12 protein-coding genes and 1 tRNA gene are annotated in these 13,741 nt (G+C 38.4%); 5 read left to right on the top strand and 8 right to left on the bottom strand.

Annotated features, from left to right (window positions below):
* Positions 1-2 precede the first annotated feature (2 nt).
* From ACWPWS_RS07725 to ACWPWS_RS07710, 4 genes are all read left to right on the top strand, one after another.
* A complete protein-coding gene (locus ACWPWS_RS07725; RefSeq protein WP_454046123.1) occupies positions 3-1,067 on the top strand; it encodes an HlyD family secretion protein in 1,065 nt (354 codons plus the stop codon).
* Positions 1,060-2,652, top strand: a complete 1,593-nt coding sequence (locus ACWPWS_RS07720; protein ID WP_454046122.1) for a beta-carotene 15,15'-monooxygenase — start codon at positions 1,060-1,062, stop codon at positions 2,650-2,652. The genes ACWPWS_RS07725 and ACWPWS_RS07720 overlap by 8 nt, the downstream gene beginning before the upstream one ends.
* A 197-nt stretch (positions 2,653-2,849) precedes the next feature.
* Complete coding sequence (locus ACWPWS_RS07715; protein WP_454046121.1) at positions 2,850-3,851, top strand: GlxA family transcriptional regulator; 1,002 nt, start codon at positions 2,850-2,852, stop codon at positions 3,849-3,851.
* 104 nt (positions 3,852-3,955) lie between these two features.
* Entirely contained in the window at positions 3,956-4,594 is a 639-nt protein-coding gene (locus tag ACWPWS_RS07710; protein ID WP_454046120.1) for a DJ-1/PfpI family protein, read from the top strand.
* A gap of 77 nt (positions 4,595-4,671) precedes the next feature.
* Here ACWPWS_RS07710 and ACWPWS_RS07705 read toward each other — a convergent pair whose 3' ends face one another.
* Both ACWPWS_RS07705 and ACWPWS_RS07700 read right to left on the bottom strand, forming a co-directional pair.
* The gene (locus ACWPWS_RS07705; protein WP_454046119.1) at positions 4,672-5,172 is read right to left on the bottom strand and encodes a transposase; all 501 of its coding nucleotides are present in this window, start codon (positions 5,170-5,172) and stop codon (positions 4,672-4,674) included.
* A 14-nt stretch (positions 5,173-5,186) separates the two neighbouring features.
* A complete protein-coding gene (locus ACWPWS_RS07700) occupies positions 5,187-5,642 on the bottom strand; it encodes a MarR family winged helix-turn-helix transcriptional regulator (RefSeq protein ID WP_454046118.1) in 456 nt (151 codons plus the stop codon).
* Between the two features lie 270 nt (positions 5,643-5,912).
* Between ACWPWS_RS07700 and ACWPWS_RS07695 the strand changes: the two genes are divergently transcribed.
* A tRNA-Lys gene (locus ACWPWS_RS07695) sits at positions 5,913-5,985 on the top strand.
* A gap of 36 nt (positions 5,986-6,021) precedes the next feature.
* Here ACWPWS_RS07695 and ACWPWS_RS07690 read toward each other — a convergent pair.
* The 6 genes from ACWPWS_RS07690 to ACWPWS_RS07665 form a co-directional block, all read right to left on the bottom strand.
* A complete protein-coding gene (locus ACWPWS_RS07690; protein ID WP_454046117.1) occupies positions 6,022-7,050 on the bottom strand; it encodes a YncE family protein in 1,029 nt (342 codons plus the stop codon).
* A 31-nt stretch (positions 7,051-7,081) separates the two neighbouring features.
* Positions 7,082-7,861, bottom strand: a complete 780-nt coding sequence (locus ACWPWS_RS07685; protein ID WP_454046116.1) for a phosphatase PAP2 family protein — start codon at positions 7,859-7,861, stop codon at positions 7,082-7,084.
* The gene (locus tag ACWPWS_RS07680; protein WP_454046115.1) at positions 7,858-10,887 is read right to left on the bottom strand and encodes an efflux RND transporter permease subunit; all 3,030 of its coding nucleotides are present in this window, start codon (positions 10,885-10,887) and stop codon (positions 7,858-7,860) included. The genes ACWPWS_RS07685 and ACWPWS_RS07680 overlap by 4 nt, the downstream gene beginning before the upstream one ends.
* A 4-nt stretch (positions 10,888-10,891) precedes the next feature.
* Positions 10,892-11,818: an efflux RND transporter periplasmic adaptor subunit gene (locus tag ACWPWS_RS07675; RefSeq protein WP_454046114.1), complete on the bottom strand. Its 927-nt coding sequence runs from the start codon at positions 11,816-11,818 to the stop codon at positions 10,892-10,894.
* Between the two features lie 2 nt (positions 11,819-11,820).
* On the bottom strand, positions 11,821-13,086 hold the full coding sequence (locus tag ACWPWS_RS07670; protein ID WP_454046113.1) for a TolC family protein: 1,266 nt from the start codon (positions 13,084-13,086) through the stop codon (positions 11,821-11,823).
* A gap of 153 nt (positions 13,087-13,239) precedes the next feature.
* Entirely contained in the window at positions 13,240-13,668 is a 429-nt protein-coding gene (locus tag ACWPWS_RS07665) for a PepSY-like domain-containing protein (protein ID WP_454046112.1), read from the bottom strand.
* Between the last annotated feature and the right edge of the window lie 73 nt (positions 13,669-13,741).

The following is a 13,741-nucleotide window of genomic DNA, read 5'->3' as shown; positions in this document are numbered from 1 at the left end:
CAATGAAAAAAAAATATACTCCCACCGATAGACTCATCACAAAGCTCACAGGATGGATTTCCCTTTTAATTGTTGCTGCACTTGCAGTCTGGGGCGGTTTTACGCTAAAGAATTACTATGCCTATGAGCAGACCAATGATGCACAGGTTCAGGAATATGTAAATCCCATTATTTCGAGAGCCGGAGGATTTATTGTAGCCGTAAAATTTGAAGAAAATCAGGAAGTTAAAAAAGGAGATACCCTTCTGATTATTGATAACCGGGAATATGTTCTTCAGGAAAAACAGACTCAGGCAGCGATTCAGAAAGCACGTGCTCAACTGAAAGTGTTGGAAAGTACTACAGGTACTACAGAAAAAGAAGCTGCCGCTGCAATGGCTCAGGTAGATGCCAGTAAAGCAAAAGTCTGGAAACAACAGCTTGATTATAACAGATATAAAAAACTTTATGACGAAGAATCTGCTACCAAACAACGTCTTGAAGATGTAAAGGCAACTTTAGAGATCAACGAAAGCGATTATCAATCTTCTCAGGATAATTATGCTGCTTCTAGATCTAAGATTAATGATATTCAGGCTGAAAAAACGGTTGTCCGCGCAGAAATTGCAAGACTGGAAGCTTTATTGGACCGCCATAAACTGGATGTAAGCTATACAGCGGTCACCGCTGCCTATGATGGAAGAATGGGACGAAGAACCGTTGAAGTAGGGCAGATGATTGATGCCGGAGAAACACTGGCATTTATTGTGAATAATGAAACGGATAAATGGGTGGTGGCCAATTATAAAGAAACACAGATCAAAGATATGCACATCGGAGATCATGTGAAAATTGTAGCAGATTCTTATCCGGATAGGGAATTTAAAGGTACTATTATTTCACTTTCTCCCGCCACAGGGTCAAGCTTTTCACTGCTTCCTCCTGATAACTCTACCGGAAATTATGTGAAAATTGTACAGCGTATCCCTGTGAGAATCAAAGTGGATGGGATGAGAAAAGATATTGATGTCTTGAAAGTAGGGATGAACGTAAATGTATATGCGGTTAAAAAGCATTCCAATGGTTAAAAGACAAATGCCTTTTTTCAAAAAATGGGCACCGGAATGGCTTATTAAGATCATTCTTTTTTCAATGACTCTTCCGGGGATCATCATATTTTTTCTTCCTTTGACCAATGTGAATGCTGCTGCCGGATATTATGGAAGTGAGCCGGCGGATATTCAGTTCTCTGTGGCACTGTTTTATGCAGGATATGTAGGTTTTTACAGTCTGGAAAGAAGATTTTTTAGTTTTCTGGCGGCAAAGGAATACTTTCTTCTGTTCACTACACTGCAGATTTTAGCGTGTCTGGTATGTTATTGTACCCGGGAGATTTATATTCTGTTTCCGGTTCGCTTTATTCAGGGAATGCTGTTTGCAGGAAATGTAAACCTGTCGCTTACTCTTATTTTTACTCGGCTGAGCAGCGAGAGGGGACGTGAGATCAGTTTTTCTGTATTCTTCGGTATTTTGATCTGTGCCTTGCCGTTTAATAATCTGATTACTGCGGATCTTATTGACTCTTATAATTTCAATATTGTTTATAAAACGGCCATATTCTCATATCTGCCAGGACTTATTTTCCTGACTCTTGCAATGAGCAATTACAGAACACATGCAAGATTTCATCTGTATAAACTCGACTGGCAGAGTTTTGGACTCTTCAGCGCTATGCTGGTGCTTATTGGATACATTACCATTTTTGGACAGGAATATTATTGGCTGGAAGATAACCGGATTCTCGGAAGTGTAATAGGAATTGTTGTTTTAGGGATAATCTCTGTATTTCGGCAGCAGGCCATTAAAAGACCCTATATTGATCTGCGCGTTTTCAGATACAGAAATTTTAAAGTGGGTCTGCTGATCCTTTTTGTGATGTACATCTGCAGGTTTGCATCAGGAATTACCAATAATTATTTTGCATCAGAACTGCATTTGGATCCGTTTCATATTTCCTATATCAATATATTTAATCTTACCGGGCTGGTTATCGGTGTAGTTATCGCCTGTTGCATGGTTTTACAAAAGAAAAACATTCGATATATCTGGGGACCAGGTTTTTTAATGTTATTGATTTTTCATGGATTGATGTATTATTCTTTTGATATTCAGGCTGATGAATTTAATTATTATATCCCATTATTCATACAGGGATTAGGAGTCGGGCTGATTATGGTTCCCACGATTATTTTTATTATTTCATCGGTTCCTGCGGTTATTGGTCCTTCTGCTGCTGCAACGGCTTTAGCAATCCGGTATCTGGGTTTTTGCGTGAGTATAGCCCTGATCAATTTCTTTGAATTGTTTGAAAAAAGCCGCCATTACAATGCTTTTCAGGATCATTTAAGTGCTGTTGATCCGGAAGTCAAAAGCTTTCTTCATGATCAGACCGCAAAACTTATTAGCAGAGGAATGTCAGAAGATAAAGCAGTAAAAGCTGCCCATAAACTATTGGTTGGAAGAATGAATGTTCAGGATCATGTCCGTTTTGCCATGGATTATTATGAAATGATGGCTGGACTTCTTGCAGTTTCATTGTTGTTGATTTTTCTTTTTCCTTATCTGAACCGTACCGCCCTTTATTTGAAATCCCGCCGATTATCACCTGCGTAAGGGAAGATTTTAATTTTTAATAAAACCAAAAGTATAGCTTATTAGCTAATTTTATAGTAGAGTGCTGAGACTGTCCTGTAGGGCAGTCTCTTTTATAATCACAAAAAAGAGAAAAGTACTTTGGCCGGAATCGTATGTTTTTTGTCATTGCAGACAAAGTGCTTTCTCTTTACATTTGTATTCATACAGAACGAGATATGAAGAAAGAAAGACAACATACCGGGATGAAGAATATAGTGCTTTTGGCGCTGCCACAGGTACAGCTGCTTGATATTGCAGGACCGTTGGATGTTTTTACATCAGCCAACCGTTTTTTAAATGATGGCAGAGAAGGATCCGGATATCATGTTCATCTGGTGTCCGGAACTTCAGAAAAGTTCATATATTCCAGTTCAGGAATGCCATTATCTTGCAGTCATACAATTTATGATATTGATTTTCCTATAGATACTTTGCTTGTAGCAGGGACAACTTTGAGTGTACTGGATGAAATCAGTCCTGATGTCTATCATTTTCTTCAAAATATAAGCCCGCAGGTGAGGCGTATGGGTTCTGTCTGTGTGGGTGCATTTGTTCTTGCCAAAGCAGGTCTTCTGGAGGGAAAGAAGGTGACTACCCATTGGAAATTTGCAGATACATTACAGAAATCCTATCCAAAACTTGAGGTGAACGTTAATCCTTTTTTTATTCGGGACAAACCTATCTATACTTCGGGTGGAGTTTCTTCAGGGATGGATCTGGCATTGGCACTACTGGAAGAAGATTTTGGAAAACCTTTGGGCACAGAGGTTGCCCGCCATCTTGTCCTGCATTTGAAAAGATCCGGAATGCAGTCTCAGTTTGGAAATGCATTGCCGGAATATGAAATAATGTCTCCTTTTACAAAACAAGTCCGCGATTTGTTGAAAGATAAACTGGGCGGAATGATAACAGTAGAGTACATTGCTGAGTCCTTGAATATGAGTACCCGTAATTTTTCCAGGGTCTTTCTTAAAGATTCCGGAATGACTCCTGGCAAGTTTCTTGAAAAAATGAGGCTGGATCAGGCCAAAAATATGCTGGAATACACCGATATGAGTATCGATATGATTGCTGATAAGTGCGGTCTTAGCAGTGCAGCTTCGCTTCGCCGATTATTCCTTAAAAATATTTCCCTTTCTCCGGCACAATACCGGAAAGCATTCAAAACCACAGAATAATTATTTTCCTCTTACTGATTTATAGTAAAACTGATGATTGTCAATGATCAGAATGGAAGACTCATGCCTTTATTTAAAAATAATAATCTTAAAATAATAGAATTATGAAGCACGTAAAAAACAGGGAAACAATGAATGTGGCATTTTTAATTTATGACCAAGTGGAAGCACTTGATTTAAATGGCCCTTTAGATGTTTTTGTTAAAGCGAATGTTATATGTCCGGATAGTTATCATTGCTTTACAGTCGGAAAAACAAAAGAAGCTATACTTATGGAGGCGAACACAATGGCTGTTGTCCCTACGTATGATATAAATACATGTCCCAAGCCAGATATGATTGTCGTCCCCGGAGCAAACCCCGAGTACATTATGAAATATATTCAGGATAGAGATTTTCAGGAAACGATATTGAAATGGATCAAAACTCATTATGATGCCGGAACAGTTGTATTTACTGTATGTACAGGAAGTATGCTGCTATCCGGAACAGGTATCCTTGATGGTCATCATATTACCACTCATAGTATGCTGTTAGACGCTTTAGAACAATGTAATCCTGAAGCTAATGTCATCAGGAATGTGCGCTATATTGATCAGGGACAGCTAATAACTACAGCAGGAATTACGGCTGGGATTGATGCCGCACTCTATCTGATTGGAAAACATCTGGGTCAGGAAACAGCAGATACAGTTATCAAAATTTTTGAATATCAGAATGCCAAGACTCAAATTTCTGTTTAAAATAGAGATAAGTTGATTTGAAAATTTTCGCCAGCTTTTACAGTTGGCGAAATTATATTTTAGAGCAGAAATTACAATCACTGACGATAACTGAATATTTTAATACAAAGAGGAATAAAGCCTATTGAAAGAGCAATATAGATTGCTACCCGAATATAATTAAGATTTTTCCAAAGTGATATTCTGGCAGCTATTTCTTCTGAAAGGGAAGAAGTTGAGACTAAATTCTGAAACTGTATAATGTTCGGAGCAAAAAAGGTTAGTGTCCAGACTCTTACAGCTGCATGAACGATAAATAAAGCCAAAAGCCAGTTCCTTACCGGATCAATTTTCCAGCAAAAAATAATTGCGAGGATAAAAGCGATTTCATGCAATGAATGAAGAATGATCCAAAAAAACTTAAGACTTGTTCCTTTTCCATCCTGAAGAAGTTTAAATGTATCGGGTGGGGAAGAAGCCCATTTCGGTACAAATATGAGAGTTTCGAAGATCTGCGCACCATTCATAAGAAAATAAAGCAATGTAGTAAGGCAAAGCCATATTTCTGCGCGGGTTAGGTATGTGGCTGTTAATTCCATGGTCTTCTATTGTTTTATGGGTGGTTTAAGTGGTCTGCCGTTTCTTTCATAATGAGGGTAGCTTCCCTGAAATAGCGTTCAATGGTTTCTATTTCCTTTTCAGAAAAAGCAGAGATAAGGGTAAGCGTTTTCTGTTGCAATTCATCGAAAATAGGACTCAGTAATTTCATACTGTTCTCAATGTTCGGGATGATGATGACTTTTCTTCGGTCTTCCTTAATAAACTGTCTTTTAAGAAGATCTTTCTTCTCCAGACGGTCTATCAATCCGGTTACAGCACCAGTGGTAAGACCTGTTAGTTTAGAGATTTCGCCAGCTGTGATAGATTCATGCTGCAAAATAAGTCCAAGATATTTATGATCAGCGCTGGTAAGTCCTGCTTTTCTGGCGATAGCCTCGTGCATGAAAATAGAAGCATCAGAATAGGCTCTGCTGGCTTCACGGAATTGTTGTATTGTATTTTTAATCATTGACTAATTATCTTAGTTGCTAAGATATGTGTTATTTCTGACTTGACAAATTAAATTTTTATGTTAAAAAGGCATTTCATTCTACAAATCCTATTACCCCGGCACTTTTTATCTGAAAAAATAGATATTGTAATTGATTTATAAACAGATGTTTGACTTTTTTGATGTAAATTTTATGATAAAAAAGTCTGAAAAAGTTTGGATTTAAAGAGGGCTTTCCTATCTTTGCAGTCCCTTAAACAAAGGGATTTACTGAAAAAGTAAGTGACCGACTCGGTAGCTCAGCTGGTAGAGCAATACACTTTTAATGTATGGGTCCTGGGTTCGAATCCCAGCCGGGTCACTTGAAGGATAAACCATAAAAATGGCTTGTCCTTTTTTATTTTTTGAGTTTGTCCATACTTACTTCCAGTATCTTAAATGTTCCCTGTAATATCTTCGCTCTGCCTCTGCTGTCTTTTTCTGTTGTACTGAAATCGGCTGTAGGAAGATATAGGCGATGAGTCATTCTATTTAACGCAATGGTACGGGCTCCCTTTTTCGTTTCAATATGGGGAAAGGAGGTATATTGATAAGCATTCTCTTCACGAATGACCGAGATATTTCCTTCACCATTGGACGTATAAATCATATTGGTTTTTGTGTCGAATACCACACCATCACAACCTTCACCAATAGGTAGCTTTTTAACAATTTTCCCTGTATTGGAATCTAAAATTACCAGCATTTTATCGCAAGTACTGAAAAGTCTGCTGGTTTTAAGGTCTATGGCCAGTCCGGAAGGTTCTTCTTCTTTATCTAATCCCCAATGATAGAGTATAGTGAACGTTTTGGCATCCATCACTACTATTTCATTTTTATCTTCAATATTGACAAATATTCTGCCTTTGTCATCACTGACGGCTGCTTCAGGTTTTCCGCCAACGTTTATGGTTTGTATTACAGTATCAGTGGAGGGATCAATAAAGCTTAAATCATTACTTTTTCCGTTCCCAACAATTATTTTTTTTGTAAATGGTTCGTAGAATAGAGCATCGGGGTTTTGGCCAGTTGAGATTTCACCGATGATTTTATGGGTGGTTGTATCAAAGACTTTTACTTTGTTCAGTTTGCCGCAAGAAATGTAACCTTTGCCTGTATCAGGGAGAAAAGCAATGCCATGAACACCATTGGTATCTGTAATTTCAGCAATGGGAGAGCCTGTTGCTGGATCAACAATATTGACACGGCTGCCATGGCTGATATACAGTTGGGTGCTTTGAGGATTAAGGGATAAATAGTCCCATCCGCTGTCATCTCCTCCTATCTGAAATGTGTTGGTAACTTGCATTGATGAGCTCTTCTGCCCATAAGAGGCAATAGAAAATATAAGAGAGAACGCTATTACTGAGATGCTTTTTGCTTTCATAATTTTATTATTTTGATTTGAAAAGAATCGGTTAAAATTGTTTTACGAGACCAATTGTAAACTGTTTATTGTTGTATCCTGGAAACAGAAAGACCTGATGTTTGTGATTCTCACCAGTCCAGATCTTATCATAAAGCCAATAAGATAGAGTGGTAGAGAGAATCCCTATTCCAGCTCCTGCTGCAACATCACCGAGCCAGTGCTTATTGTTATACATTCTGAGAATCCCTGTTCCAGTGGCAACAGCATAACCTGCTACACCTATCCAGGGCGAAACATTCCAGTACTCTCTGCGAAGAAATTCGGCCGAAGCAAAGGCCAGAGCAGTATGCCCGGAAGGAAAAGACTGGTTGTTACTTCCGTCTGGTCTTTCCTGATGGGTTAATTTTTTTGTAGGAATAACAATGGCAGTAGAGATCCCAATGGACATAGCATATACAATCAATTCTTTTTTTACAGGACTTTCACCTTTTATTCCAAATGCCTGCAGTGCAAAAACAGTAGCACCAGGTAGAAATTGTGTGTAATTATCTATGGTGGTGCGGAAAGTAGGATGGTCTTCTCTTATCTCATTTCGGGTATCAAAGTTTATTTTTTTGAACTGTTCTGTTGCTGTAGCCAAAGCACCATAGGTAATCAATACTCCAGGAATAATAAACTGCTTCGCTTTTAGTTTAAAAGGAGCTGGGGCAGAAATACTGTCTCGGATGATAGTATTATTCATAGTGACGGCACTGTCTTTGGCTTTATTGAGGCTGTCATTTTGGGCGAGTATTGTACCTGACAATAGGAGAAAAATTAAGAATTTCATTCTTCAGTTTGTTTTAGTTGAATTTTATTTAATAAAGTAGGGAAAACAATAAGCAGGAGTGGAAGGGCAACCAAAAAGCCACCAATCACAGCAATGGCTAAAGGTTGGTGCATCTGAGCACCAGTACCAATTCCCAAAGCAAGGGGCATTAAGGCTATAATAGCTCCCAAAGCAGTCATCAGTTTGGGACGGAGTCTTGTGCTGATGGCATATATAATAGCTTGCTCTTTTGTTTTGGATGCAAGACTTTCGTGAAACTGTAAATAGGTGAAAATTGCATTCTCTCCAATGATTCCTACCATCATAATCAATCCGGTGTAGCTTCCTACATTCAACGGAGTATTGGTAATATATAAAAGCAGTATTCCTCCGGAAATACCCAATACGGAAATACATAGAATAAGAAAAGCCACCGTAATGTTTCGGAATAAGAAAAGCATGACAGAAAATACCAATAAGCAGGAAATTCCCAGGATAATCAAAAGTTCACTGAATGATCGCTGTTGCTCAGCATAGGCCCCTCCATATACCACTGAATATCCAGCCGGAAGCTTGATCTTCTGTTCAATTTGTTTTTGAATTTCATTGATTGTTCCCCCAAGATCACCATTGTCCAGCCTGGCTGTTACGATTCCTAAAGTTTGAAGATCCTCCCTGTTTACTTCTGCTGAGCCACTGGTAATTCCAACGGTGGCTAATTCACTTAACGGCTTTAAAGTTCCATTGGGTAACGAAATCATACTGTTGTTGATATCACTTAGAGACTGGTTGGTCTTACTGTTATATAATAGCCTGATAGGGGTGAACTGAACCTGGTCGAAAATGTTTCCTACCACATTTCCATCGAGATTAGCCTGCAACTGGCTTTGAAAATCAGGTAAAGGAATTTGATACTGAGCCAGAACAGATAATTTAGGAGTAACAATCATTGAAGGACCTGCAATTACAATCCCATCGAATACATCAGCAGTACCATTCACCTTTCCCACGATATCAGCTACTTTTTTAGAATAATTTTCAATAACCTTTTGATCAGTCCCAAAAATTTTGATCTCGATAGGTTGTACACTGCTCATTAAATCCCCCAACATATCCGAAATTACCTGTCCGAAATCTACCGTTAAGGGTAAACCAGAAGCTTCTATCTTCGCACGGATCTCATCTGTGACTTCGGCGGTGGTTTTATTGCGGTCCTTTTTTAGCTGAATCAGATAATCTCCCATATTGGGTTCCGTAATAAAGAATCCCATCTGTGTGCCTGTTCTTCTGCTATAGGCTGTAACTTCAGGATTGGAAACTATTATTTTTTCCACTATTTTGAGTTTCCTGTCTGTCTCTTCCAGTGAAGTCCCTGGAGGAGATTTGTAGTCTAATACGATACTTCCTTCATCCATTTCCGGTAAAAAACCTGTGCTGATATTGGGTAAAATAAAAGCAGTAACCAGGATAAGCAACAGGATAAATATATAGCTGAAGATAGGTTTACGGATAAAGAATTCTACCCATTTTCTCTCTTTTACATCGTGATGCTGAAGATTTTTTTCTTTTATTTTTCCTGAAGAAAGGAATAAGTATACCACAGGCAGCAATATCCAGGTGGCAAAGAAAGAACACACTAAAGTAATAATCATCGTGGCTGTCATTACCTTGAAATATGCTCCTGCCACTCCGCTCATCAGGATAAAAGGTAGAAATATGACAATGGTACTTAATGATGAGCCTACCATTGCTTTTAATAGATAGCTGATTGCTTTCTGTACCAATGTTTTGGAAGATTCTTCAGGATGTTCTTCATGGGTACGGTGTATTTGTTCCACTACTACAATAGCATCATCTATAATAAGCCCGATGGCTGCAGCAATTGCTCCTAAGGTCATGATATTGAAGGTCTGCCCTATAGCGTATAAAGCCAGCATGGTAAGGCTCAGGGTAATGGGAATGGTAATTAATATTACTGCACTTGCCTTCCAGGAACGGAGAAAAATAATAGCGACAATAATAGCTAATAGAAGTCCTATCCATAGGGCATCTGTTACACTTTTGATAGAGTCATTTACAAAATCGGCTTGTACATAATAAGGTTTCAGTACCACATCTTTGGTCAATGTTTTCTGCAGGTCACTTATTTTGGCGTTCATCGCTTTGGTAAGATCCACTACATTGGCATTGGGCTGCTGGATAACGGCAATAAGGATGCTTTCTTTTCCGTTAGCATTCACCTTAATATATTGTTTGGCATTATGAATGGTAATTTCAGCAATATCACCTAATAAAACGATACGGTTTCCATTATTGCTGACCACAAGACTTTTCAGTTGGCTTTCATTTCGGATTTGTGCATCGGTGAGGGTGAGATAAAGGTATCTGAAATCAGAGGAATAACCATTTGATTTAATGAAATTCGTATTATTGATGGCCTGTTCAACATGGGCTGAGGTGATACCCAAACGGGCCATCATCTGCTGGTTCATCAGCACCCGAAATTCCTTATCCTGTCCGCCAATTACCCTGATTTCACTTACTCCGGGAACCTGAGAAAGAAATGGTTTGATGGTATACAGGGCAAGCTGTTTAAGGGCTATCGGATCTTTGGTGTCAGAATTTAAAGAATATCCTATTACTGGAAGAATAGAAGGGTTCATTTTCTCTACAGTAATGTTTGTTTCTGGAGGCAGTTGATTTCTAACCTCATTGATACTGCTTTCTACCTGTTGTTTTGCCAGATCTACATTAACATTCCAGGACATAAATGCCGAAATTTCACAGCTTCCCCGGCTGGTTGTACTTTTGAGAATCTGTAGGTCAGGAACTTTCTTTACAGCATTTTCCAATACCTTGGTTACTCCTACGGTCATTTGGCTAATAGGCTGTTGTCCCACATCTGCAATTATTTTTATCTTGGGGAAAGTAACCTGTGGAAATAAGGCAGATTGTATTTTAGTATACGAATAGGCGCCCCCTGTAAGAATTAGAAAAATCAGGATCAGAAGAGGACTTCTGTAGGTTACAAAGAATGACTTTTTCATCTGATTAATGCTTTTTAATTTTTACAGTAGCAGTATCACTTAACCCGAAGTTTCCGGAAGTAATAACCTTATCTTTTGTGGTAACGTTTCCCGATTTTATCTGAATATACTGATCTGTTTCTGTTCCTTTTACAACAGGTGTTTTGATGGCTGTCGTATCGTTGATCATTTTCATCACCCAAAAAGAAGACTGGGTTTCATCGCTCAGCACGGCCATTTTAGGCACTGATAAGCCGTAGGCCGTTGATTTTGATAAAGTAACCGTTCCTATTAAATTCTCAGGAATAGTACTGCTGTTGGCAACCTGCAAAAGAACCTTTACCGTTTGTGATACGGCGTCTACAGAAGGCATTACTTTGGCTACTTTTGCAGGCAGGCTATTTCCATCCGGTAATTTTACAGATAAGAAGTTTTGGGTTTTTATCAGTTGCAGATACTCATAAGGAACATCCACAACAAATCCAAAGCTGGATGCATCCGTAATGGTGGCGAGAATTTCACCATCCTGTACATAATCTCCAATTTGATGGTTTAGCATGACAACGTATCCTGTTGCCGGGCTAACAACCGTTGTGGTGCCGCTAAATCTAAAAGATTTGTCCAGCTTGTTGATGGTGTTTCCGAGTGCACGAGCTTCTTTGGTTTGCAGTCCGAATAGCACAGAGCCTCTGCTGATCCGGTCGCCAAGTCTAATTGTCATATGAGTAATATAGCCTGTGCTGTTGGCTTTTGCATCTGATTTCAACAGATAGGTTGCAGTGGCATTCAGCGTAATAGTATTGCTAAGCCTGATGGTATCTGAAGGATAAGCAACATTGACTTCTGTTTTAGGTTTCATCTCCGGTTTTGCCTCTTCTGCAGCCACAACATCGTTTTTCTTACAGCTGAATGTGAAAAGACTCACTAATAGTAGATAAAATAACTTCTTCATGGCTATTGAATAATTAAATATTGCATTTGGTTCTGTAAATTGAATAAAGTAGCATGGTACTGGATAATATTGCCTCTAAGACTCAGTAAATTATTGATTGATAAAATAAAGTCTACCATTCTTACATCTCCAGTTGGCAGCTGCTTAGCATTGGCCTCTACCAGTGTTCTGGCATAGTTGATCTGCTCGTTGGCAGTTCCTATTATTTTATAGTATTGCTCCATTTGATTTTGGATCTGAAAAATCTGTTGCTGGTACTGTCTTTCTGTTTGTTCCATATATTTTTGACGGGTCTGCAATGCCAGTTGATTCTGTTGCAGAAGCATTTTCTTCTGATGACCGTCGTATATTGGAATAGAAACTCCCAAACCAATCCCCAGTCCGAAATTTTTATAAGGTGTTTGAGCAAAAGAGGTTTGATATCCACCATCGGAAAATGCAGTAATTTTTGGCTTGTAGTTGTATTTTATAATCTCACTGTCATTGGCAATTTTCAGACTGTCAGCTTTGAAAGCCTGGGAATACATACTTTCTTTAAAATCAATGGGATTCAGTGTTTTATCAATATTGGGAGCAGGTAAAAAAGGGAATTGAGTATCTATAATACCACATAAATAATTAAGCAAAGCATAGTTACTTTGCCACTCGGCCTGCTGCTGTTGTAAAGTAAGTTCGTTTTGTTGTAGGGTGACTTTAAAGGTCAGATAGTCAGTTTGTTTAAAAACAGAAGATTGAGTGAGTTTTTTAAGGAGCAAATCTTCGTGGTTGAGTAGGTTGATAATTTCCTTGCTTAATTCATAGCGCTGCTGACTGGTATAGGTGGCGATGTATTGATCTGTTATCTGTTTATTCAACGTTTGAATGCTGATGTTTTTCTGTGCCAGAATTTGTGCAATGTTAGCGTCATAAGCTTTTAGTCTCGTATCAAGATTATTTCGGCTTATGAATTCTTTAGCAACTCTTACTCCTGCAAATAAAGATTGCCCGTTCGTTAAGGCATTGTCATATCCCCAACCTCTTATGTTGGGTGAATATCCCGCATTAGCTTCTCCTGCAACGATAAAGCCATAGGTTGCTCTTAATTTTAGACTGTCAATTTTATTAGACATCACCTGATTATTGTAATCATTGAGCAAAGGACTGTTAGCCTGTGCCTGAGTAATGAAGTAGGAAAGAGCATGCTCCGTCTGTGCCTCTAATGAAAGAGAAAGCAATAAGGTTATCAGAACTAAAAAACATCGAACCGGATATGTATAAGGAATGTTCATAAGACTATTTCGAATTCTTAGATCAAAGATGAAACTCAATTCTGTTGAGATTCTGAATTTTTCAACTGAATTGTTTTTTTATGAATAAATAAGCATTAAAAAAACCGACTGTCTTCAGCCGGTCTCTTATCAATATTTCATTTCTCTAAGAAATTAATCTTTTTGTAGTCTGATAAAATTGCCTTTAGGATCAAATAGGGCATCACCGGATTTTACTTCGGCTTCATAAAGAATAGAGCCATCTGCTTTTGTAATCTTGGCAGCTTCCTTTATAGCTCCCAGCTGATGCTTGCTGATGTATTGGGAAACCTGTGCAGGCAGTTGGCTTAATGGAATGGTTATTTCAGTTTCCTCTAATGCTCCTGCGGATGAGTAAAGTTCACTTATTTTATTTCTGTTTTGCTTATAACCAGCTTCGTATTTGTCTCCTTCTTTTTCCCATTTAGCTTTAACATTGGGATGGTTTTTCTGAAAAGCTTTCTCTACAGCTAAAGGAATTTTACGACTTTCTTTCTTCTCCTGCGCGAATACTATTGTGCTGAATCCTGTTGTAAGTAAAAGCGCTAAAATTGTTATTCTCATATTACATTTTTTAATTAATGATGTAAAAGTGAACAGACATTCTGAAGAGATACTGAATTTTTTAGAATAAGTA

This window comes from Chryseobacterium sp. Marseille-Q8038 (assembly GCF_965111995.1).
The sequence above is the reverse complement of the archived record's forward strand: the minus strand, read 5'-3'. Positions and strand labels throughout refer to the sequence as shown.